Below are 19,315 nucleotides of genomic sequence, written 5' to 3'. Positions count from 1 at the left end.
TTGTATGGATGACCTGCTGAGCATATTGAAAAGCCAGATGATCGATTCGTAGAAGATACAAAGGAAACCAGGAAATGAAGCGATCTCCAAGCCAGCGGCCCGCCAGGCTTTCTTTCACGCGTGGCCCTATGACGGCATCGCTTTCGGCATGGCGCCGTCCCCTTATCGGTTATCTAATTACACTGCCACTGGCTGCCCTCATGCTGGCGCTTGCGCCTCTGGTGTGGAACCAGGGTTTTCCAATTACTTCAACCCATATTAATACCATCTTGTTGCTGGTTGTGACGGTTGCAGCAGTAGTATGGGGTATTGGACCTTCTATCTGTTTGCTTCTGGTGGGGACCGGCTTGATTCTGGATCTGTTTTTCCAGCCCTTGCTGCTTGGTCGATTGTTTCCGCACGTAGCCTTCCAGAGATTGAATCTAAATGAGTTGGTTTCGATCGCCCTGTTTGCCCTGACTGGTATGATGATCTCTATTATTGTCTATCAACGCGAACGAGCGCGCCGCCATGCTCAGGAGCAGGAAAATATCAGCAAAAATGCTCAACATCAGCTTGAAGAATTCATAGGCATCATTTGCCATGAGTTAAAGACACCACTGACTGGTATCCAGGGCAATATCCAGTTCGCGTGCCGAAAAATTCAGAAACACCTGCTTTCCGTTCCAGAGGCTGTGCATCTGCATCCGCAGATAAAGTCGCTGCTCAAGACTTTACACTATGCCGAAAGATCGGCGGTCATAGAAACGCGGCTGGTTGATGACCTTCTGGATGCATCTCGTATTCAACGCAATACGTTCCGTATAAAACGAACTGACTGTAACCTTGTCGATTGTGTCGACCAGGCGGTTGAACGCCTTGAAGGCATGAACGCCAGGAAGCGTATTGTCTGGAATCGCTCTTCTGATATGTTGCTGGTATATGGAGATCCCGATCGCCTGGAACAGGTTGTTTCAAATTACCTTTCAAACGCGTTAAAATATGCAAGAGCATCAACGCTGGTGACGATTTGCCTGACGGCTGAAGCAGATTTTGCTCGCGTCTCGGTAAGTGATGAGGGTCCGGGTCTCTCACTGGAGGAACAACAGCGTATATGGGAGCGTTTTTATCGTGCTCAGCCCCGCGTGGAACCGAATGAAGATGATGAGGTCCCTCATGTTGGATTGGGCATCGGGCTATCCCTTTGCCGGGCGATTGTCGAGCAGCATGGCGGGCAGGTAGGGGTTGAGAGTGTGCCGGAAGAGGGTTCTACATTCTGGTTTACCATTCCGCTAAACAATAATGAAAAAGAAGAGGCTTCTCAGGATTAAGGAATGGGTGTGTACTCTTTATTTCTGTACAAGAAGGCCATAGGATGCCAGTCCTATGGCCTTCTTGATTAGCTTGATCAGGTTGCATAGGTAGCCTGTTGTTTTTGAGGTGTTACCGCTTCAACCACAATTTTACCGTCTCGTGCGTCAATTTTGATGGCGTCGCCATCATGGATGGTGCCGTTGAGAATCTCACTGGCGATGCGATTCTCGAGTTCACGCTGGATAACACGTTTGAGCGAGCGAGCGCCAAACTGTGGATCGTAGCCTATATTCGCCAGCAGATCCAGAGCGGCATCCGTTATCTGGAGCGTTATATGACGATCGGCTAGCCGTGGGCGTAGACGATTGAGCTGAATGGTGACTATATCCCTCATCTGCTTACGAGTAATTGGATGGAAGACTACGATCTCGTCGATGCGATTGATGAACTCTGGCCGGAATCCTTCTGATCGCAGGCGTTGACGCACCTGGCGTTGCACCTCATCCTCATCCATTCCCTCTAGTTCCTTAAGCCAGTCAACTCCTACGTTGCTGGTCATAATGATGACCGTGTTCTTAAAGTCAACGGTTCGTCCCTGCCCATCGGTCAGGCGACCATCGTCGAGCAACTGCAGCAGTGTATTGAACACTTCGGGGGCCGCCTTCTCAATCTCATCGAACAGCACCACGCTATAGGGTCGACGGCGCACCGCCTCTGTGAGCTGGCCCCCCTCCTCATAACCAACGTATCCTGGGGGCGCTCCGATCAGGCGCGATACGCTATATTTTTCCATGTACTCGGACATATCGATGCGAATGATAGCGCGCTCATCGTCGAACAGAAATTCCGCCAGGGCGCGAGCTAGTTCCGTCTTTCCGACGCCGGTAGGACCCAGGAAGAGGAAGCTGGCGAGTGGACGGTGAGGATCCTGCAGGCCGGCACGTGCGCGGCGGATGGCGTTGGAGACCGCTGTCAGCGCCAGTTCCTGTCCCACTACCCGTAGCCGCAGGCGTTCCTCCATGTGGACCAGCTTCTCGATCTCACCCTCCATCAACCTGGAGACCGGGATATGCGTCCACTTAGCGACCACCTCGGCGATATCTTCGGCGTCGACCTCCTCTTTAAGCAGACGCTTTTCCTTGATGCTGCTAAGCTGTGCTTCGGTTTCGGCAATCTTCTGTTCCAGTTTTGGGATCGTGCCATGGCGCAGCTCGGCGGCCTTCTCAAAGTTATATTCACGCTCGGCTCGCTCCAGTTCAACCTGAGCTTGCTCTAGCTCTTTGGTCAGGCGCTGGATAGCCTCAACGGGAGCGCGTTCACGCTCGAAAGCCTGCTCCAGTGCATCCAGCTGCTCTTGCAGGGATGTGATCTCCTGTGTGACGCCGGCCATGCGCTCCTTGCTGGCCTGATCGGTCTCTTTCTTGAGTGCTTCGAGCTCTACTTGAAGCTGACGGATGCGCCGATCCAGCGCGTCGATCTCAGTTGGTGTGCTATCCAGCTCAACACGCAGGTGGCTGGCGGCCTCATCGATGAGGTCGATTGCCTTGTCGGGCAGGAAGCGGTCGGTAATATAGCGATCTGACAGCACGGCCGCTGCGACGATCGCCCCATCGGTAATGCGCACCCCATGATGGATCTCGTAGCGCTGTTTCAGTCCGCGCAAAATACTGATCGTATCTTCAACCGAAGGCGGCTCAACGATGATCGGCTGGAAGCGCCGCTCAAGAGCCGCATCCTTTTCAATATGTTTGCGATACTCATCCAGAGTTGTGGCGCCGATGCAGTGCAGCTCTCCACGTGCCAGCATCGGTTTCAGCATATTCGAGGCGTCCATCGCACCCTCGGCCGCGCCCGCGCCGACCAGGGTATGCAGTTCATCAATAAAGAGAATGATATTGCCATCAGAGCCTGTAACCTCTTTGAGAACGGCTTTCAGACGATCCTCGAACTCGCCGCGATACTTGGCGCCGGCTACCAACGCGCTTAAATCGAGAGAGATGATCTGCTTATTGGCCAGGGTCTTAGGAACGTCGCCGCGCACGATGCGCAGCGCCAGCCCTTCGACGATCGCCGTCTTGCCGACGCCGGGCTCGCCAATAAGGACCGGATTATTCTTCGTACGCCGGCTGAGCACCTGGATAACGCGCCGGATCTCTTCGTCGCGCCCAATGACCGGATCGAGTTTTCCTTGCTGGGCCAGCGCGGTCAGGTTGCGCCCGTATTTCTCCAGCGCCTCATACTTACCCTCGGGATTTTGGTCGGTGACGCGCTGCGCGCCTCTGATGGAGGCGAGTGCCTGTAGCACATTGTCTCGTGTGAGTCCTGCCGCCTGTAACACACGTGCCACCGCACCATCTTTGATGTTGAACATGGCCAGCAGCAGGTGTTCTACGCTGAGGTACTCGTCATGGAAGGCATTCATCTCATTCCAGGCATCTTCCAGCAGCTTGCGCAATCGGGGAGAGATGCCTGGCTCACTGCCACCGTACACCTTTGGCATACGCTCTAGCTCGTCATTGATGATTTTTTGTGCAGCGGACAGGTTGCCTCCCGCCTTTGTGATGATCTGTTGGACGATGCCACCCTCTTGCGCCAGTAGTGCGGCCAGCAGATGTTCTACCTCAACCTGGTTATGATTGTGCTCACGTGCAATCTGTGCCGCCGAGCTCACCGCTTCCCGCGATTTTTCCGTAAAATGCTCAATGTTCATCGTTCTTTCTCTACACCTTTGAAAACATATGTTGCTCACATCGAAAGCTTGTTCGCAATGACAAGCTTTCGATGTGAGCAATGACGAAATGAGCTTTTAGACTTCGCGATATTCACCTTCGACGGTACCACTATCGCCACTATCAGGTGGTGTTCCTGTTGAGGAAGGCCCGGCTCCTGCTCCTGCGGTTCCCGTTGCAGGTTGGCTGTATACCTCTGGACCAATCTTTTGCATCTCGGTCTCCAGTTCGCTGGTCGCCGAACGCATTCGCGTCGTATCATTGCTGGCCATAGCATCGCGCACCATCTTTACTTTCCCCTCGATAGAGCTACGCAGATCGGAGGAAATCTTGTCGTCGACGTCCTTCAGGGTACGCTCTGCCTGGTACGCCATGCTATCTGCGCGATTGCGCGCTTCAATCTCTTCACGGCGCCGCTGGTCTTCCTGGGCATGCTGCTCCGCGTCGCGCACCAGCTTTTCCACCTCTTCTTTGGAGAGACCACTGGAGGCTGTAATCGTAATCTTTTGTTCGCGACCGGTCGCCTTATCACGCGCCGTTACATTAAGGATGCCATTGGCATCGATATCAAAGGCGACATCGATCTGGGGCACGCCGCGAGGCGCCGGGGCGATCCCTTCCAACCTGAAGCGCCCCAGGCTCTTATTGTCGCGCGCCAGTTCACGCTCGCCCTGCAGGACATGGATATCCACGGCCGACTGATTATCTTCCGCCGTGCTAAAGACCTCGCTCTTGCGTGCCGGAATGGTTGTGTTGCGCTCGATCAGTTTTGTCATCACGCCACCCATGGTTTCAACGCCCAGTGAGAGCGGGGTCACATCGAGCAGCAGCACATCTTTCATCTCTCCCTGGAGCACACCCGCCTGAATGGCGGCACCCACAGCCACCACTTCATCGGGATTGACGCCCTTATTCGGCTCCTTGCCGAAGATCTTGCGCACCAGGTCGACGACCGCCGGCATGCGTGTCTGCCCGCCTACCAGGACGACTTCGTTGACCTCATTGGGTTTGACGCCGGCATCTTCCAATGCCTTCATCACCGGCCCCCGTGTCTGCTCAATCAGGTCGCTTACCAGCTGTTCCAGTTTGGGTCTCGTCAGCGTGATCACCATATGGCGTGGACCGCTGGCATCCGCGCTGATGAAGGGCAGGTTGATCTCTGTTTGCTGCGATGAAGACAATTCAACCTTGGCGCGTTCGGCCGCCTCCTTCAGGCGCTGCAGTGCCATACGATCCTTGCTCAGATCGATGCCCTGATCTTTGCGGAACTCATCGACCAGCCAGTTGATGATGCGCTGATCAAAGTCGTCGCCGCCCAGATGGGTATCGCCATTGGTCGCCTTAACCTCAAAGACACCTTCGCCCAGCTGCAGAATCGATATGTCGAACGTACCACCACCAAGGTCATAGACGGCAATAATTTCATCGTGTTTCTTATCCAGTCCATACGCCAGGGAGGCCGCCGTCGGCTCGTTGATGATACGCAGAACCTCCAGGCCGGCGATGGTACCGGCGTCTTTTGTCGCCTGACGCTGGGTATCATTAAAGTAAGCGGGAACCGTAATGACAGCCTGGGTGATGCGCTCGCCTAGCTTTGCCTCTGCGTCGACGCGCAACTTCTGCAGAATCATCGCGGAAATCTCTGGCGGACTATATTCGCGTCCACCCATTACCACGCGCACATCACCATTGGGAGCAGGTGTGATCTTGTAGGGGACCATCTTGATGGTGCGTTGCACCTCGGGATCGTTGAACTTGCGTCCCATCAGGCGTTTAATCGAATAGATGGTGTTTTCTGGATTGGTCACAGCCTGCCGCTTTGCCACCTGCCCTACCAGTCGTTCGCCACCTTTGGTCATCGCGACAACTGAAGGGGTGATGCGCGATCCCTCACTGTTCTCCAATACAGTTGGTTCACCAGCTTCAATCACAGCCATTGCCGAATTGGTTGTTCCCAGATCAATGCCAAGTACTTTCGCCATTGCTACCAGTGTCCTTTCAAAAAAGCCTCGTTGAGACTTCTTTTCGTCACAATTCGTCATTTTATGCATGGCAGGCGACCCCATTTTCTATAAATGATGTGCCTGAAATGCATACTTAAGTGGGACGAACGATAGGTTTTTTTGTAGCTATGCCGGAGGGCCATGTTTTTAAGTGATTCTTTTGATTATTAAATAAAGTATACGGTGATGGTTACGCTGTTGTCAAGTATTTATCGTTGTAGCTCATCATCTATAAGTAGAGTATAATGATGGGTTTTAGTTGATCTATATTCGTCTTGATGTTCTGAAAAAGAGGAGGGCCGTGCCTGGGATATCCAAAACGGAGAAGAGGTGGCGCCGCCTGGCGCCACCTCTTCTCCGTTTTGTTGTTATTAGTTGGATTCTTGGTGGTCTGGGGAATCGGATGTCTGTAACAAAACGACGCCACCGCGGATCATCATGCGGGTGGGATAGAGTTCTCCGGACGCTGACAGGCGATCATAGCTGACAAGAAGCATCTGCTCCTGGATTGTGGTGCTGATTTCAACCTGTCCTTGTGCCTGTTGTAGACTGAGCGCTATGCTTTCCCAGCCATGGTTAGAGAGTGACAGACTATGCGTGTTAGAAATAGGGAGGATAAGCGGTTCTGCAGCGTTTTCAGGCTCCGAACGCAGGAGGATAGTTGAATCATTCAATTGCGCACGTAACGTTGAGGCCGCAATCTGAACCACATTCTGTGGAGGTATTAATGTGAACTGTACAAAGTCTTGAGCAGACGGCACAGAAGAAGAGGATGAGGTGCACAACATAGGAAGACCGCTTTCTTTTACTAAGGAGTTGTTTGTATGAGACCCTAACCGTAGTATATATCTCTTACCAACGACCTCTGCCATTATGCTTACACCATTATCAACAACGTTGGGCAGCATTTCTATTCCCTCTTTCAGATCCTCTTAATGGTAGAGATTCTATGAAAGGAAAGTGGGAATTCGGAATAGGGTATGTCTGTGCTGAAAGTGTAACCTGGCAACGTATGTTTTTATATAGAACTATGCAACTTCTTTTATGTTAAAAAGGAATAGTCGGAGAGGCAGTGTGAATACACCTAGCGATTCACATGGGCAAGCACAAGAGGTGTTTCAAACCTTTTACCAGGAGCATCTTGGAGTGATCTACCGCTACGTTTACAGTAAGGTGGGTAATCGGGAAGAAGCGGAAGATCTGTGTGCGCAAATATTTATGAAAGCTGCCCGCAGCATGAAAGCAGAACGGGGCCAGCAGAGCATGCAGAAATGGCTCTTCCAGGTAGCGCGCACGACCATTGCGGACTACTGGCGCAACTACTATCGCGCGTCGACCAGCTCGTTGGAGGCATTGCTGGATGAGGGCTGGGAGGGTCCTGCCGAACCAGCTCTGGCGGAGATAAATGAATCACCTGTAGAAAAAGCTCATGCGCTTTTACGCTTGTTGCCAGAACATTACCGCGAAGTGCTTAGGTGTCGTTTCTTGCTCAATCTTTCGGTCAAGGAAACGGCCCAGAAGCTTGGTCTGACAGAAGCAAATGTGAAGGTGCTGCAGTTTCGCGCACTCAAGCGGGCGGCGGAACTTGATGTTACGATTTTTTGAAGCACATGAGCATTGTGCAATATAATGCATTCAATCAAATTGTCAGCATTAAACTACATACCTATGTAATGGAGAGCAATCATGGCGGGCGATGATCAGGAAAGATTTGAAGATTACCTGGAGCTGGAGCGCTATATAGAGCGATTGCAGTCTGGCCAGGTGGCGCATCCTCCAGCTGAATTAACTCCTGAACAGGCGCGCATTTATCAGATGGCGGCGTTTTTTCGAGCGGCCGCGCCCGAAAACGTTGAGCCGCAGCCAGAATTTGTCGAGCACCTGAAGCAGCAATTGCTGGAGCTCAATACTGAGGAGATGTCATCGCCTGCTAGCAATCCACACCCTGACGAAAAGAAGGCCAGCCCCGTTGCCGAGTCGCGAGATGATGATAGGAAGAAGGTGCATTGGAGGCCGGTGCGCTTCGTGTCACGGCGCCGCCTGTTGATGGGAGGCGCTGTCGCGGCCGCCGCGCTGGTAGTTGGTGGTGGCGCGGAACATGTGGTTGAGCAGCAGATAGCGGCTAAAAAAGTGGCCGAGACTCCACTCCCCCCGCAATATCCCGCCACCCGGCTTGAGATCGAGTCTGGTATCCCTATCACCTGGCACTTCGTGGTGCGGCTGGCCGATTTAGGCCAGTCAGCGGTCCGCTTTAGCGCGCCCACCCTTACCGGCTATGTGCTGCGCAATCCACAGGGTTCCAAAAACAGTGCCGATCCCAACGCCAGTATTACCGCTCTCTCTGCCGCCTGTACACATATGGGCTGTATCGTGCAATGGAATGATGCCGATCGTAGCTTCCATTGCCCATGCCATAGCGCTATCTTCGCAGAAACTGGCATCCACCAGAACCTCAACTACCGGTATGAATTGCCTCCTCTCCCCCAACTGCAGACCAAAGTCGAAGGTGGTAACGTCTATGTGATGGTGCCGCAGGCGCATTAGAATGTATTTTACGTTGATTGAAGTCACAAGGTCGCCTGATCGCATAGCGATCAGGCGACCTTGTGACTTCAATCAACGTATTTTTAATAACCATTTTTACTGGAAGGAGTTTGGGGGGAGCCCTGTGCCTTTAATGTGGATGTGGCCACGAACCATTTGCCGCCGATTCCTTCGCCGTTGGTCTGCCCGGCTGCGCTATCTCCCGCATATGTATAAAGAGGATGACCGTTGTAGGCGATCTGTTTTTTGCCGGATGTGTCCAGCAGACTAAATGTTCCCTGGAGCGAGGACACATGAGGAACCGCGTCTGTGCCGCCAGAGAAAGCTGGAGGCCAGGTTGAAGCGCAGCTATCGGTGCAGGCGGAGGTTGTGGCTGTATCAGGGGTGAAGTAATACAGGGTCATGCCCTGCGCGTTGGTCAGAATAACTTGTGATGAACCGTTGACAGTAGCTTTTGTTGTCTTGATGACCGAACCTGAAGTTTGTGAAGATGAGGATGAGGTCGGTGTCGCTGTTGGAGTGCTGCTAGCCTGTGCATTATTAGAATTGCTTGTAGAGTACGAGGAGCCTGAGCTTGAATTGCCGCATGACGCCAGCAATAGAGCGAAGACCACCAGTGGAAGTAGGAGAATGCGTTTAGACATTGGTCACTGTTTCCTCTCTTTTGATATGTTACTTCAACATGCTACGCCAGAAACTGAGCCTGGGGATGGTGAGCGCAACAAAGTGATATTTCCTATAAGGATGTACGTGTTGAGGTTACAGTGACCTGCTGTTCCTTTTTTAGTGAACATGAGAGCTGACCGTGTATGCCGAAGCACACGGTCAGCTCTCATGTTCAGACAGGTGTCGTTCAGGCTTCGACGAATACAGGCGTGATCGATATGGGTAGGTGGATCTGTCCATCCTGTACTTGAACTGAAACCTGTTGACCGAATACGTCGCTGGCTCGCGCCTGCGGGGTGGGCCAGGCCCAGGTAAAGGGGATGGGCGGCTCGTCTTCTCCGGAGAAGGTGTCTCGTCGCTCCCAGATGATGAACATCGGCTTTTGTTCCCAGCGCTTGACTTCAAACAGGTAGGTGTCCGGGCGTTTCGCTAGCTCGATGCGCCGCACCTCCTCAACTCCGCCCAGCTTCTGCGTCATAAGCAGGAAGGTCTCCGCGGCCGGATAGGGCTGCTTGAACTCTCCACGTTCATAATCCACCAGTTTATGCTTGTCGAAGAGCAGATGCATCAGATTATTGGGATCAATTTTTTCATTGGCCAGATTCCAGCACAGGACCTTTTGGGCGCCCGCGGATAGCGCCATCACGCAGCGTGTCACCAGTTCACGGCAGTTGATGCGATGGTGCTTCTGTTCCAGTTCGGGCGGACAGCCTTCCATGAACATCTGCGCCTGTGGTGGCAGGTTGGACATCTGCGCGTACAGCTCGGCTATGGCGTTCCCCTGCGTGGCCTGCTCCAGCGCATTCGCCTGTGAATTCGCCATCATATTCATGAAGATGCCCTGCAGAATAGGCAGATTTTCAGCGAAGTTGAAGAAGCTGGGGCCGTTGTACTCGCCCACAAAGATGGGTTTCTGATAGCCTAACGTCGCCATTTTCTGGCGCACAACCGTAACGTTCTCGATAATAGCATAGGGTTCTCCATACAGGTGAAGGTCGAATACATCAAAGTCCGCGGCGTTCTCCCGCAGTAACTGTTCAAAGAAGTTCTGTTCGGCTGGTGCGTCAGGATTCATGACGCTGGCGGCTGCGTGAAAGGCATCCACGGCTCCTGCCAGGATGATGACAGCATTGGGATCAGCATCCCGCACGGCCCGCGAAAATGTTTTGAGTTGCTTTTTATAGTCTTCAACCGTGCCCTCCCAGAGCAGGGGATTGGTTGGCTCGTTATCATCCTGCCAGTAGCGTACGCGCCCCTGACAGCGGGAGACCAGTGTGCTGATAAAGCAATAATAATCTTCCGCATTCAGGGCAGGCGAGGGCGGCTGGAAACTGGTGGCGTGCCTTGTGCCCCATGAAGAGCTGGAGTTTATCGTGATCCACGCCTCGTCATGGGGTCCTAACTGCTGCCGAAAGGTATCGACCGCATCCCAGATGAAGCAGCCACGCTCAGGCTCTATCTGATCCCAGAAGAGAAAGAGCCTGGTCAGGTGAGCTCCGAGTTGATGGATTTGCGGCATGAACACGCTGGCCTTGACGCCCATATGCCCATAGAGCGGCCCCCATACGATGCCAAAGGGAGATTCCTGTCCGATAAGTGTTGTATCTGTAGGCTTGCTCTTATGCATCATGAGTTAACCATACCTCTTTTCATTCTTGCTTGTTCTGTACATTTAAAAGCATATGGAAAGTATAATGGGCGCAGGGGGCGTAGGCATCGCCCCATGAGGTGGTTTTATGGGTGGTTTGCGCGCGGAACGGATATTACTCTAAATTTGTCCCAATTGGCGTGCCGCCTTGCGTGCCTCGTGGCGATTGTTGACGCCGAGCTTTTGATACAGGTGTTTGACGTGATCCTTCACCGTGTTGACGGAGATCACCAGCTCGTCGGCGATTTCGGGGTTGGTGCGTCCAGTGGCCAGGAAGTGTAGCACACGCCGCTCCTGGGCCGAAAGTGGCGCCAGCGTCAGGCTATCAAAGGACGAGGGGGCATCGATTTCTGGGGGCAGTATGGAGGCGCGCATGATCATCTGCCCGTAGGCGCGCAGTGTCTTTTCGCGAATGGTCGGCAGCAGAGAGCGCAGCAATGAGGACAGCTCTTTCCCTTCGTCAAGAAAGACGCGTAAGAATCCTTCGCCGTGCGCGCGGGAGAGAGCCTGCCAGAGCCACTGCCACGCCTGGTCCTTCTGCTTTTTTTCCGCGCAGGCCCTGGTTAACAGCAGCAGAATCTCTAGCTCGCTACGCACATGCTGGCGAGCCTGGGCGGTAGCCAGCAGTTGTTCGAGTCTGTCTATGGCGTCACCCATGTGTTTTTCTAGTAACAGGCGGCGCGCCTGAATGATATCTATCATCATCTGTTGGGCAAAAGATGGTTCGTGGGCCGTTTGCTCTAACAGTTGGAGGCTGCTCCGGGCGGAGAGATGATCACCTGCTGCCAGCTGGAGGCGAGCCTGGAGGGCTAGCGCATCCAACTGGAGCTCCTGTGCAGCGGGTGTTGCTATTGCTTGCAGATGAGCAATGAGAGCGGCCAGTCGAAGCAGGGCGGGACCGTGCTGGTCGCGTGCCGCGTGCAGGCACGCCATGAGATAGGTGGCGCCTTTATTCCCGACCTCTCCTCCCTGGTGAGCAAGCTCAATTGCTGTGTTTATGTGTTGTTGCGCGGCCGCCAGGTCGTTCCATTCAAGTGCAAGTCGGGCCAGACCAAGCCTTGCCAGCCCTTGTTCCTCGTGCTCGTTATGCTCGCTGGCGGAAGCGAGTGCCTGGCGATAGTATTCCCCTGCCTGGTGTAGCTTGCCCAGGGCCATGCAGGCCGCTGCCAGTCGCAGGCGAATCTCTCCTGTGAACTGCTGATCGCCGATCTGGCTGAGCGCGAGCGCTTCCAGCAACTGCTGCCGCGCCTCATCTACGCGTCCCTGGTGCGTAGCCACCGCCGCGACAAGGCCCAGACAGATGATGCGCCATTCTGCTACTCCTGATGGCAGCGAGCCGCCATCGGAATGGGTGTGGGGTAGTAAAGCCAGCGCTGTGGCAGCATTAGTCTCTATTTCCGGCGTAGGAATCGACCCGGGCAGTGAGGCTCCCAACGCTCGCATAGCGTAGACCAGGCCGACCCAGGCCGGTTTGTTCTGATAGCGCCAGCCGGCCTCGGCGCGGGAGAGTAGCTCGCTAATGAGCTTCTGCTCCATTTCTGAGAGCGGACCCGGTTGGATGAACTGATGGGCGATGGCGGAGTAGAGATAGAGGGCGGGATGCATGGAGAGGATAGATTCCGGAATTTGTTGCAGCCAGCGGTGTAGCGCGGGCAGATCAAAGCGTTGCCCCTCGCTGCCGAATTGCTCGATTAATGTGCCCGCCCGCTCGGCTTCGTGGGCGCTCAATGCCGCCTCTATCGCCTCCGAGGGCAGGGCATGTTGTTCATACCAGTGACTGGCCTGGCTATATATAGTGTGAATGGTCTCTTCATTTAGACGTCGCCGGGCCTCGACGCGCATCGTCTCGGCGAAGAGAGTGTGATAGCGATACCATGGCTCTGCCCCCTCATCGAGCGCTTCCAGAAACAGTCCCGCCCGCTCTATTGTTCCTAGCAGCGTGGAGCTATCTTCGCGGCTGGTAATCGTGGCGCAGAGCGGGCCTGTCAGGCGATTAAGCAAGCTGGTCCGTAGCAAGAAGCGTTGTAGGGGCTCGGGTTGCGCGCCGAGCACCTCGCCGACGAAGTAGTCGAGGAGTTGCTGGTGAAAAGGGTTAGGCCGCTGTTGCTCATCCAGGCTGGTGAGATGGCGCTCTACCTCAGCCTGCGTTGGCTGTCCAGCCAGGATCAGCAGGCGCAGACCAGCGGCCCAGCCCTGCAGATGCGCATTGAGTCGTACGACCGTGCGCTCTGAAAATGTGGCTCCCATGGTACATTGCAGAAAAGCAGCACTCTCCTGAGGCGAGAAGCGCAGTTCCATGGTATGCAACTCCTGCATATCTCCCTGGGCGCGCCAGCGTGTGAGGGGAAGTGGCGGCTCGCTTCTTGTCATAATCACCAGATGGAGCGAGGTGGGTAGATGTTCAATAAAAAAGGTCAGGGCCTCATGCAGACGAGGTTCGGTGATGACATGATAATCATCCAGGACCAGGACGCCTGCGCTGACCTGGTTAGCGAGATCGTTGAGGAAGAACGTCAATATCGTTTCCAGGGGCAGCGAGACAAAAGGTGGTTGAAAGGAGGCATTCAGGTATGCCAGCGCGACCTTTCCTACCTCCCCTTGCCAGTTCTGGCAGGCCTCAATAATCGATCGCCAGAACTGGACCGGATCGTTATCACTTGCTTCCAGCGCTATCCAGGCGATGTTTGGGATGGCGGAGCGAGCCTGGCTGCGCGCCAGCCAGGAGTTTATCAGGGTTGTCTTGCCGAAGCCAGCCGGAGCCCATACAAGCGTGAGCTTATGCGCGCGCCAGCCGTCCAACTGGGCCAGCAAGTGCGGTCGCTCGACCAGTCCCAGTGGCAGACGCGGAGGATGCAATCTGGAGATCAGCAGTGGTGCGGATGGCAGGTGAGGTTGTAGCGCGTTAATTGCTGCCGTATCCTCAAAGAGCCCGGCAATCTCCTCAAGACGCGTAGTGGAGAGGTTGGACGTCCGACCGAGATAGCGCTTGACGGTGCGTCCATGCAGGAAACGGTACCCGTACCAGTAGGAGCCGCGCTGCTGAATAGTTTCCCTGCGCACCGTGTAATGTATGCCCGACCTGCTGTGAAAGGCGAAGCTATGAATGCCATCCAGCCATTCACGCCATGCTGGGCTATCAGGAGCAACGCTAGATGCAACAGGAACACGCTCGCTGCTGATTTCATAGTTGTGTTTTGATTCTGACCAGCGCAAGAGATACGGCGTTCGTCTGGGCATGCATACACTCCGGAAATGAGCGGGGCGATATTACCTAAAACATAGGTTTGTTTGCAAGTATACCATAGAGGTTGACTTTTAGGTAATAAAGAAGGTTAGTGAGTATGAGCCAGCCTGTGGAAAAGAGGAAGGTAGTATGTTACCAGGGATATTTACCTTGCGTGATGGAGTTGATTGTCTTTTTGAGTGGCTCTCAAAGCTTGTCTGCATGGAAAGGATGGATGAATGGCTCAACTACTATCAGTGAATGTAGGACTGCCTCGCGACATTGCCTGGCGCGGAGAGACGGTACATACTGCTATCTGGAAGACTTCCGTGTCAGGCAAGAGGATGGTGAGAAGACTCAATATCGATGGCGATGGGCAGGGAGATCTGGCTGGACATGGAGGTGAACATCGTGCCGTTTTTGTATATCAGATTGCCGCTTACAGATATTGGGAGCAGCAATTGGGGCGCAACGACTTTGTCTTTGGGCAATTTGGTGAAAATTTTACAGTCGATGGCTTACCTGATGATGAGGTCTGCATTGGTGATCGCTATCGAATAGGCAGTGCCTTATTTGAGGTCACACAGCCGCGTGTCACGTGTTATAGGGTGGGCATTCGTATGAATGAACCCAGGATGGCTGCGTTGCTGGTCGCGCATAAAAAACCAGGCTTTTATTTTCGCGTGCTGGAAGAGGGAGAGGTTGAGGCTGGTGATGAGATTGTCAAAGTGGCTGATGGTCCTGAACGCATGACCGTTTCTGAGATCGACGCGTTGCTTTACCTCTCTGATCACTCGCGTGAGCTCCTAGAGCGATCACTGCGTATCCCTGCATTGAGCGCTGGCTGGCAACATTCATTTCAATCTCTGCTTGAACAGGTAACAACAGGGAACGCAGGAGGAAATGCTGGCTTGACGCAGAACAGTGGTTTCTTACCCGCGTGGGCAGGCTTTCGCCCTTTGAAGGTAACGCGCATTGAGCGCGAGAGCACTAGTGTGCTATCACTGGTACTTGTCTCAGCTGATGAGCGTTCCCTTGCTGCGGCCCTTCCGGGTCAGTTTGTCGTTCTTCGCCTGCGCCCTGATCCTCATGCGCCGCCAGTGTTGCGCAACTATTCGCTTTCAGGCCCTCCAGATGCCAGTACTTACAGAGTGAGTGTCAAGCTTGAGGAGCACGGCATAGGCAGCGCTTACATTCATCAGCGTGTACGTGTTGGTGATGTGCTGGAGGTAAGCGCGCCGCGCGGCACCTTCACCTTCCATCCCCAGAACCAGCAATCGCTTGTGCTGCTCAGCGCGGGTGTTGGGGCAACTCCGGTGTTGTCAATGTTGCATGCTCTGGCCCGTGAAGCCTCTCCACGAGAGATATGGTGGCTTTATGGGGCGCGCAATCAAAGTGAGCATCCCTTTGCACGGGAAGCCAGCGCTTTGTTGGAGAAGCTACCCAACGGCCATCGCCATATATACTATAGCCGACCAGGCGCGCAGGATCGTCCAGGTCTGGATTTTGACGCTCCAGGGCACCTCAGTGTACCCGTGCTCCAGGAGATTGGTGTACCGTGTGAAGCGGATTTTTACCTGTGTGGCCCACCCAGATTCTTGCAGGAGTTCACCGCCAGCCTTACCAACTGGGGTGTTGCTGCCGATCATCTTCATTCAGAGAATTTTGGCCCAGGAACACCTCTGAATCCAGGCGTGATTAAAACGTCTTTACGTACCCCGCATCTGCCAGCAGGAGTTGAGGGTACAGGACCGATGATTTCATTTGCCCGCAGCGGCCTGACTGTCCCCTGGGACTCATCATTCCAGAGTTTACTGGAACTAGCCGAGGCCTGCGATGTCCCGGTGAGGTGGTCATGCAGAACGGGTGTCTGCCATAACTGTGAAAGTAGCTTGATCTCTGGTCGCGTCAGCTATCAACCCGAGCCACTTGAACCCCCGGCTGATGGGAATGTACTGCTTTGTTGCTCACGCCCTCAGGACGAAATAGTAGTTGATCTCTGACCTTTAACCAGGGAGGGAATAAAGCATGGAGCACTTCATTCCTTCCCTGGTTATTCAATGCGTGATACAAGGATGTTATTGAATGGTGTACTGTATCTGCTGCCAGGTCTGTCCGCCATCGGTGGTGTGGTAGAGGGATTGGCTAGAGACACCCCAGCCGGTGCTGGCATTGGTGAAGCTCAATGCTTGTAGATTGTATGCGGCATTGGATGCGACGTTCCAGTGGTCGCCACCGTCAGTGGTGCTATAGAGCTTGCCGGTTTTGGTATCGGTCGCCCAGGCATGGTTTGCATCCAGGACGTAGGTGTTGGTGGCCGCGATATGGACTACGCTCGTTTGCGTCCAGTGCTGGCCACCATCATTCGAGCGATAGAGGACCAGCAGATCAGGATTATCCTGCGCGCTGACACTGACCGGCATGATAACGGTATTACCAAAGAAGACCGGTGGCTGCGAGTTTGTATTGATCTCGGTATAGCCGCCCAGAAGGTGCGGTAGAGACAGCATCTGCCAGTTCTTCCCCCCGTTCTGCGTGAGGGCGATCGAAGGAACTGAATTGTCACCACCCGCGCCCAGGTTGCCGGTCGCGATCCCGGTCTGTGAGTTTTTCAACGAGATGCCAGTGACATAGCCCAATCTGAGTCCGCTGGAGTCGGCATTGCTGGAGAGTTGCGTCCAGGTCTGGCCGCCGTCTGTTGAATGCCAGATGTCTGATCCGGCATGGCCGGCGCCGGGTGTGCTGGAAGCCTCAAGCCAGCCCTCCTGTGCATTCAAAAAGTGAGGCATATCAATGATCGACACCCGCGGATCGTTGATCTTTGAGCTCTGCCAGCTGGTGCCCCCTGTGCTGGTGCGTAGAATCGTGATGCCCGCGCCCTCCTGCATGTTGGCTGGTGGGATGGCGATCCAGGCGTACTGGCCATTCATGAAGGTGGCTTTGGCGTCCTTGTTGAGGCCCGCGTTAGCTGGCGTTACATCTTTCCAATGGGCGCCGCCATCAGATGTTCTCAGGATCGAGCTAGCTGTCAGAGACCAGCCGTTCTGCGCGTCGAGCATGCGGATCGCCGTCAGAGGCACGGTTGGTTTGCTGCTACTTCCGCTGTTGGATCCTGTCGAGCTTGAATCCGCTGTTGTTGTGCTGGACGAGGTCGGAGTCGCGTTTGCCTGTGCCGTCGCGGTTGGTGTCGTTCCTGCTGATGGCGTTGATGCTGAGGAGCCTGCATTGCTACAGGCGGACAGCAGCAGGACCAGTGCCATAGATAGGAATAGTGGTAGCGTTGTCAGTCCTCTCTTTAACTTCGCTATAGAGTATTTAATCATCTCTCTCCTCTTTCTATATTTCGCATGCCGCATTATAAGAATAATATCTTGCCTGGTAGTATCCTCTAAGGATGCCTCCTGGAATACCTCACACTCGGTTAGTATGTATAATAAAAAGTGAGATGCATCATTCTTTACAGATAGAATGATGCATCTCCGCTTGTGATAATTGCTCTTATAATGTGAAACAGTTCACAATGTGATGTAATCCACAATGTAGACACGCTGACAATGGACTGAAAAGTTACAACACTCTGTATAATGGGAAGGATATGCAACTTTCTGGCAATCCGGGCTTTTGGCTTGACAATGGAATGTCAAAAAAGCCCTGCTCCATGTGTGAGATAGAGCAGGGCTATGGATACAGAGGGAGGTGACGAGATTAATCTTCGGTGGCCAGGATCAGCATGTCAGAAGATATTTTGTCTTCTTCGACGCTGGAGATGTCGGCATGCGCCAACTCTTTGAGCCCGAGCACTGAGGCGAAAGAGATCACGGCCAGCACGATCATGTAGATCGAGACGGCCACCCATGAGCCGGAGCCGATGTTGAGGATGACACCATTGAGTCCCAGAGCCGACAGATTGGTTTTGCCGTTGAGCAGCAGCAGCGCGATAATCGGGGCCAGTCCTCCCGCCAGCGGGGCGGCCAGTTGATAGCCGAGCGAGGCGCCACTGTAGCGTGAGCGCGTGCTGAAGCGCTCGGCGATCATCGCGGCCTGTGGACCGTAGACCCAGGAATGGAAGATAGCCAGTGACAGAACAACTGCGACTACAAAGAGTGCCGTTGAGCCGCTATTCATTAATAAGAAGTATGGGAAGGAAAAGGCAGCCATCAGTACGCAGCCGATCAGGTACCAGAGACGGCGCCCAAAGCGATCTGAGAGCGCGCCAAAGATGGGGATGGTAATCATCTCCAGGACGGCGGCGACCACGATACTATTCAGGATCATCGTTTTGTTGAGGAGCAGCTTATCAACCCCATAGGTGACCACGAACGTAGCAAAGAGATAGAATGGTGCCTGTTCGACGAAGCGAGAGCCCGCGCTGAGCAGGATCTCAGGCGTGCTATGGCGGAACGCATGCAGCAGCGGAGCCTCGGCCTCGCGTTTCTGCTCTTTGACTTTCGCGAAGAGGGGAGTCTCCATCACGCGCAGGCGAATGTAGAGGCCGATCAAGATAAGCAGCGCGCTGACAAAGAAGGGGATGCGCCAACCCCAGGACAGAAAGCTCGCGTTGCCCATCGCTGACTGGACGATATCCACCACGATCGTGGAGAGGGCCAATCCCAGTGGAGCACCGAGCTGTGGCCAGCTGGCCCAGTAGCCGCGCTTGCTCTTATGGCCATATTCCATCGCCAGCAGGACCGAGCCGCCCCATTCGCCTCCGACTCCCAGTCCCTGGCAAAGGCGCATCAGGGTGACCAGCAGGGCCGCGAACACGCCGAGTGTGGAGTAGCCGGGCAGGATACCGATAATAAAGGTGGAGACACCCATCAGCAGCAGCGTCGCTACCAGCGTCGACTTACGTCCGATGCGATCTCCCAGGTGTCCAAAGATAGCGCCACCAAAGGGGCGAGCGATAAAACCAACCAGGAAGGTTAACAATGAGAGCAGGGTACCGACAACTTGATCGGAGGCCGGGAAAAAGAGTTTCGGAAATACTAATGCGGCCATCGTGCCATAGAGGAAAAAATCATACCATTCGATGGCTGTGCCCACCGTACTGGAGATAATGACCGTACGCATCTGTTGTGGAGTTGGTTCATCCATAGATGCTATATTCGTGCTCATAACAGTCCTCCTTTGGATTACACTTCAGGTTGAAAAGGCCATATTCCTGAGATCAGAGGGTGTATCTTCGTTGATGCACCTGGCACTATGTCGT

At 54.1% G+C, this 19,315-nt stretch carries 12 protein-coding genes; 4 read left to right on the top strand and 8 right to left on the bottom strand.

The window, feature by feature from the left end; translation table 11 throughout:
• The first annotated feature begins 74 nt into the window (after positions 1-74).
• Positions 75-1,310: a sensor histidine kinase gene (locus AABA21_RS01535; RefSeq protein ID WP_338247124.1), complete on the top strand. Its 1,236-nt coding sequence runs from the start codon at positions 75-77 to the stop codon at positions 1,308-1,310.
• Positions 1,311-1,387: 77 nt separating this feature from the next.
• Here AABA21_RS01535 and clpB read toward each other — a convergent pair whose 3' ends face one another.
• The 3 genes from clpB to AABA21_RS01520 all read right to left on the bottom strand — a co-directional run bounded on the left by clpB (position 1,388) and on the right by AABA21_RS01520 (position 6,933).
• Complete coding sequence (gene clpB, locus AABA21_RS01530) at positions 1,388-4,003, bottom strand: ATP-dependent chaperone ClpB (RefSeq protein ID WP_338247122.1); 2,616 nt, start codon at positions 4,001-4,003, stop codon at positions 1,388-1,390.
• A gap of 96 nt (positions 4,004-4,099) precedes the next feature.
• On the bottom strand, positions 4,100-6,004 hold the full coding sequence (gene dnaK, locus AABA21_RS01525) for a molecular chaperone DnaK (RefSeq protein WP_338247120.1): 1,905 nt from the start codon (positions 6,002-6,004) through the stop codon (positions 4,100-4,102).
• A 392-nt stretch (positions 6,005-6,396) separates the two neighbouring features.
• On the bottom strand, positions 6,397-6,933 hold the full coding sequence (locus AABA21_RS01520; RefSeq protein WP_338247118.1) for a hypothetical protein: 537 nt from the start codon (positions 6,931-6,933) through the stop codon (positions 6,397-6,399).
• 136 nt (positions 6,934-7,069) lie between these two features.
• Here AABA21_RS01520 and AABA21_RS01515 point away from each other — a divergent pair, with 136 nt between their 5' ends.
• Both AABA21_RS01515 and AABA21_RS01510 read left to right on the top strand, forming a co-directional pair.
• Positions 7,070-7,630 (top strand): RNA polymerase sigma factor, encoded by a 561-nt coding sequence (locus tag AABA21_RS01515; RefSeq protein ID WP_338247116.1) that lies wholly within the window; start codon positions 7,070-7,072, stop codon positions 7,628-7,630.
• An 81-nt stretch (positions 7,631-7,711) separates the two neighbouring features.
• Positions 7,712-8,569 (top strand): QcrA and Rieske domain-containing protein, encoded by an 858-nt coding sequence (locus tag AABA21_RS01510; RefSeq protein ID WP_338247114.1) that lies wholly within the window; start codon positions 7,712-7,714, stop codon positions 8,567-8,569.
• 83 nt (positions 8,570-8,652) lie between these two features.
• Here the strand turns inward: AABA21_RS01510 and AABA21_RS01505 are convergent, their stop codons facing one another.
• The 3 genes from AABA21_RS01505 to AABA21_RS01495 form a co-directional block, all read right to left on the bottom strand.
• Positions 8,653-9,213 (bottom strand): COG4315 family predicted lipoprotein, encoded by a 561-nt coding sequence (locus AABA21_RS01505; protein WP_338247111.1) that lies wholly within the window; start codon positions 9,211-9,213, stop codon positions 8,653-8,655.
• 209 nt (positions 9,214-9,422) lie between these two features.
• The gene (locus AABA21_RS01500; protein WP_338247109.1) at positions 9,423-10,865 is read right to left on the bottom strand and encodes a glycoside hydrolase family protein; all 1,443 of its coding nucleotides are present in this window, start codon (positions 10,863-10,865) and stop codon (positions 9,423-9,425) included.
• 138 nt (positions 10,866-11,003) lie between these two features.
• On the bottom strand, positions 11,004-14,120 hold the full coding sequence (locus AABA21_RS01495; protein WP_338247107.1) for a winged helix-turn-helix domain-containing protein: 3,117 nt from the start codon (positions 14,118-14,120) through the stop codon (positions 11,004-11,006).
• Positions 14,121-14,345: 225 nt separating this feature from the next.
• On the opposite strand from AABA21_RS01495, the gene AABA21_RS01490 reads away from it, so the two are divergent.
• Positions 14,346-16,109: an MOSC domain-containing protein gene (locus AABA21_RS01490; RefSeq protein WP_338247105.1), complete on the top strand. Its 1,764-nt coding sequence runs from the start codon at positions 14,346-14,348 to the stop codon at positions 16,107-16,109.
• A gap of 75 nt (positions 16,110-16,184) precedes the next feature.
• Here AABA21_RS01490 and AABA21_RS01485 read toward each other — a convergent pair whose 3' ends face one another.
• Together AABA21_RS01485 and AABA21_RS01480 are read right to left on the bottom strand one after the other, a co-directional pair.
• Positions 16,185-17,429: a WD40/YVTN/BNR-like repeat-containing protein gene (locus AABA21_RS01485; protein WP_338247103.1), complete on the bottom strand. Its 1,245-nt coding sequence runs from the start codon at positions 17,427-17,429 to the stop codon at positions 16,185-16,187.
• 382 nt (positions 17,430-17,811) lie between these two features.
• Positions 17,812-19,221, bottom strand: a complete 1,410-nt coding sequence (locus AABA21_RS01480) for an MFS transporter (RefSeq protein ID WP_338247101.1) — start codon at positions 19,219-19,221, stop codon at positions 17,812-17,814.
• Between the last annotated feature and the right edge of the window lie 94 nt (positions 19,222-19,315).

Source organism: Dictyobacter halimunensis (assembly GCF_036245075.1).
This window is presented reverse-complemented; position numbering and strand designations above follow the sequence as displayed.

Bases quoted from the DNA above. Each gene is read 5' to 3' on its own strand.
- AABA21_RS01505 (WP_338247111.1), bottom strand. From the start codon at position 9,213: ATGTCTAAACGCATTCTCCTACTTCCACTGGTGGTCTTCGCTCTATTG.
- AABA21_RS01485 (WP_338247103.1), bottom strand. From the start codon at position 17,429: ATGATTAAATACTCTATAGCGAAGTTAAAGAGAGGACTGACAACGCTA.
- AABA21_RS01480 (WP_338247101.1), bottom strand. From the start codon at position 19,221: ATGAGCACGAATATAGCATCTATGGATGAACCAACTCCACAACAGATG.
- AABA21_RS01515 (WP_338247116.1), top strand. From the start codon at position 7,070: ATGTTAAAAAGGAATAGTCGGAGAGGCAGTGTGAATACACCTAGCGAT.
- clpB (WP_338247122.1), bottom strand. From the start codon at position 4,003: ATGAACATTGAGCATTTTACGGAAAAATCGCGGGAAGCGGTGAGCTCG.
- AABA21_RS01490 (WP_338247105.1), top strand. From the start codon at position 14,346: ATGGCTCAACTACTATCAGTGAATGTAGGACTGCCTCGCGACATTGCC.
- AABA21_RS01500 (WP_338247109.1), bottom strand. From the start codon at position 10,865: ATGATGCATAAGAGCAAGCCTACAGATACAACACTTATCGGACAGGAA.
- dnaK (WP_338247120.1), bottom strand. From the start codon at position 6,004: ATGGCGAAAGTACTTGGCATTGATCTGGGAACAACCAATTCGGCAATG.
- AABA21_RS01510 (WP_338247114.1), top strand. From the start codon at position 7,712: ATGGCGGGCGATGATCAGGAAAGATTTGAAGATTACCTGGAGCTGGAG.
- AABA21_RS01495 (WP_338247107.1), bottom strand. From the start codon at position 14,120: ATGCCCAGACGAACGCCGTATCTCTTGCGCTGGTCAGAATCAAAACAC.
- AABA21_RS01520 (WP_338247118.1), bottom strand. From the start codon at position 6,933: ATGCTGCCCAACGTTGTTGATAATGGTGTAAGCATAATGGCAGAGGTC.
- AABA21_RS01535 (WP_338247124.1), top strand. From the start codon at position 75: ATGAAGCGATCTCCAAGCCAGCGGCCCGCCAGGCTTTCTTTCACGCGT.